The organism is Methylobacterium sp. WL116 (assembly GCF_008039455.1).
Lineage (GTDB): Bacteria > Pseudomonadota > Alphaproteobacteria > Rhizobiales > Beijerinckiaceae > Methylobacterium.
Window position 1 is genome coordinate 1 of the sequence record NZ_VRUV01000545.1, and the last position, 2,902, is coordinate 2,902.

Annotated in this window: 2 protein-coding genes; both read right to left on the minus strand. The window is 71.3% G+C overall.

Going from position 1 to position 2,902, the window contains the following annotated elements:
- Window positions 1-141: 141 nt before the first annotated feature.
- Entirely contained in the window at window positions 142-1,314 is a 1,173-nt protein-coding gene (locus FV223_RS24250; RefSeq protein ID WP_147729367.1) for a zinc-dependent alcohol dehydrogenase, read from the minus strand.
- 441 nt (window positions 1,315-1,755) lie between these two features.
- Window positions 1,756-2,902: oligopeptide transporter, OPT family (locus tag FV223_RS24255; protein WP_147729368.1), on the minus strand; the 1,147-nt coding region annotated here is incomplete at its 5' end.

Consider the following 2,902-nt stretch of genomic DNA (forward strand, 5'->3'; position numbering starts at 1 on the left):
CCCCCCCCCCCCCCCCCCCCTTTTTTTTTTAATTATACGGCGACCACCGTTATCTACACACTTCATATCGTCGGCATCGTCATTTGTGTATAATAGACAGGCCGGGCGCCGGGCGCGTCGGGGGGGAGGGACGCGCGCCGCTCATGGCCGGATCACCACCTTAATGCAGCCGTCCTGCTTGTCGCGGAAGGTGCGGTACATCTCGGGGCCGTCCTCCAAGCCGACCGTGTGGGTGATGACGAAGGACGGGTCGATCTGCCCCTCCTCGATCCGGCGCAGCAGGTCGTCGGTCCAGCGCTTCACGTGCGTCTGCCCGGTGCGGACGGTCAGCCCCTTGTTCATCAGCGCGCCGATCGGGAACTTGTCGATCAGGCCGCCATAGACGCCCGGCACCGAGAGGATCCCGGCCGGCCGGCAGACCATGATCATCTGGCGCAGGACGTGGGCACGGTCGGTCTCCAGCATCATCGCCTGCTTGGCCCGGTCGTAGACGGCGTCGACCGCGCCGAGCGCGTGCGCCTCGAGCCCGACGGCGTCGATGCACTTCTCCGGCCCGCGGCCGTCGGTCATGTCGTTGAGGCGGGCGACGATGTTCGATTCGGCGTGGTAGTCGAGCACCTCGGCGCCGCCGGCCCGCGCCATCGCGAGGCGCTCGGGCACCCGGTCGATGGCGATCACGCGCTTGGCCCCGAGCAGGATCGCGGAGCGGATCGCCATCTGCCCGACCGGCCCGCAGCCCCAGATCGCGACCGTGTCCTCCGGCTGGATGTTGCACTGGACCGCGCCCTGCCATCCCGTCGGGAAGATGTCGGACAGGAACAGCAGCCGCTCGTCGGGGATGCCGTCCGGCACCTTGATGTGGGTCGAGTCGGCGAACGGCACGCGCAGGTACTCGGCCTGGCCGCCGGCATAGCCGCCGGTCAGGTGGGTGTAGCCGAACAGGCCCGCCGTGGTGTGGCCGAAGGCGGCGTCGCCGAGCGCCTTGTTGCGGTTGGTGCGCTCGCAGACCGAGAAGTTGCCGCGCCGGCATTGCGGGCACTGGCCGCAGGTGATCGTGAACGGGACGACGATCCGGTCGCCCACCTTCAGCGCGGCGTTGTCCTTCCCCACCGCGACCACCTCGCCCATGGTCTCGTGGCCCATGATGTCGCCCGCCTTCATGCCGGGCATGAAGTGGTCGTAGAGGTGCAGGTCGGAGCCGCAGATCGCGCAGCTCGTGACCTTGATGATCGCGTCGCGCCCGTCCTCGATCGTCGGATCGGGAACCGTGTCGCAGCGGATGTCGGTGGTGCCGTGCCAGACGAGGGCCTTCATGGTGCGAAGCTCCCGGCCGCTGCTCGGACGATGCGGCGCATACGGGAGCAACTGCGGTCCCCGGGGTTGGTTCTGTCGGGTTTCGGACCGAACCGGGCGGGCGGCTGGCGAGATACGGGCGGCGGGCCGACGTTTTCATGCCGGCTCCGGCGACCGAGGCGGACGGGCTTCGGATGCCGCGGCGACCGGGGCGGGTCACGCTTCCTCTCCGGGCTCGGACCTCATCCTGAGGCGCCGCGCGAGCGGCCTCGAAGGAGCCCTCACGGGATCTCGCGCGCGCTGGGGAACTCCTTCGAGGCTTCCGCTTCGCGCAAGCACCTCAGGATGCGGATGCGGGTGGGATCGGGGATCGAACGGGGCCGCACGCCCTGCCGGGCAATGGCGAAGCTGTTACCGGAAACCTGCTCTCCCAAAACACCGCCCGCACCGGCGCGGCCGTGCCTACGCCGCCGCTTCGTCCGGGTCCGCCCGCGCGGTGAGCCGGTAGAACACGGCGAGGCCGCACCCGAACACGGCCGCGCCGAGCCAGGTCGCGTAAGGGGCGAAACCCGGCCCGACGAGGGCGAGGGACGCGCTGCGCCCGGCCAGGGTGTCGGCGACGGCCAGGATCACGCCGACGAAGCTCTCGCCGACCAGGAATCCGGAGGCGAGGAGGACGCCGCGGCGGCGCGCGGTCTCGGTCGCCGCGCCGGCATCGTCCCCTTGCGCCGCGGCGCGTGCCCGGATCGTCCGCTCGGCGAGCCAGCCGAGGACGCCGCCGACCGCGATCGTCATCTCGACCGAGAGCGGCAGGTACATGCCGATGCCGACGGTGAGCGCGGGGAAGGTGAGGTCGCGCCGCCGCAGCCACGCCTCGACCGCGACCAGCACGGCCCCGAGCCCGGCGCCGATCAGCACCATCGTCCACGGCAGGGTGCCGTGGACGATGCCGCCGGCGATCTGCGAGGTCAGCGCCGCCTGGGGGGCGGGCATGGCGTTGGCCGCCTCCATGCCCTCGCGCGGCAGGGCGCCGACGAAGCCGTAGGCCTCGTAGAGCAGGGACAGCAGCGGCCCGATGACGGCGGCGCCGACCGCGACGCCGATCAGCAGCACCACCTGCTGGCGCCAGGGCGTGGCGTCGACGAGCTGGCCGGTCTTCAGGTCCTGCAGGTTGTCGTTGGCGATCGAGGCCATCGTGACGATGACCGCGGCCACGAGCAGCGCCATCGCGATGACGAAGCGGTCGCCCTCCGGTCCGGCGGAGCGGCCGACCAGCAGGGGCAGCAGCACCGCCGCGGCCATGGCGGTGAGGATGCCGATGCCGGAGATCGGGCTCGAGGACGAGCCGAGGAGGCCGGCCAGATAGCCGCAGGTGGCGGCCATCAGGAAGCCGAACAGCACCGCGAACACGGTCGCGGCCGCGACGAGCCCGTACAGCCCGCCGCCGAGCTCGGCGCCCGATGCGAAGCCGGCGAACAGCCACGCCAGCGGGCCGACCGAGGTCTCGAGGTACGCGCGCGAGATGTCGATCGCCACGTAGCGGCGCGGCCGGTCGAGGCCGTCGAGCAGCGTGCGGATCTTGCGGCTCGCGCCGCTGCCGTACTCGACG

Excerpts from the sequence above, each read along its gene's own strand:
- FV223_RS24250 (WP_147729367.1), bottom strand. The coding sequence starts at position 1,314 with ATGAAGGCCCTCGTCTGGCACGGCACCACCGACATCCGCTGCGACACG.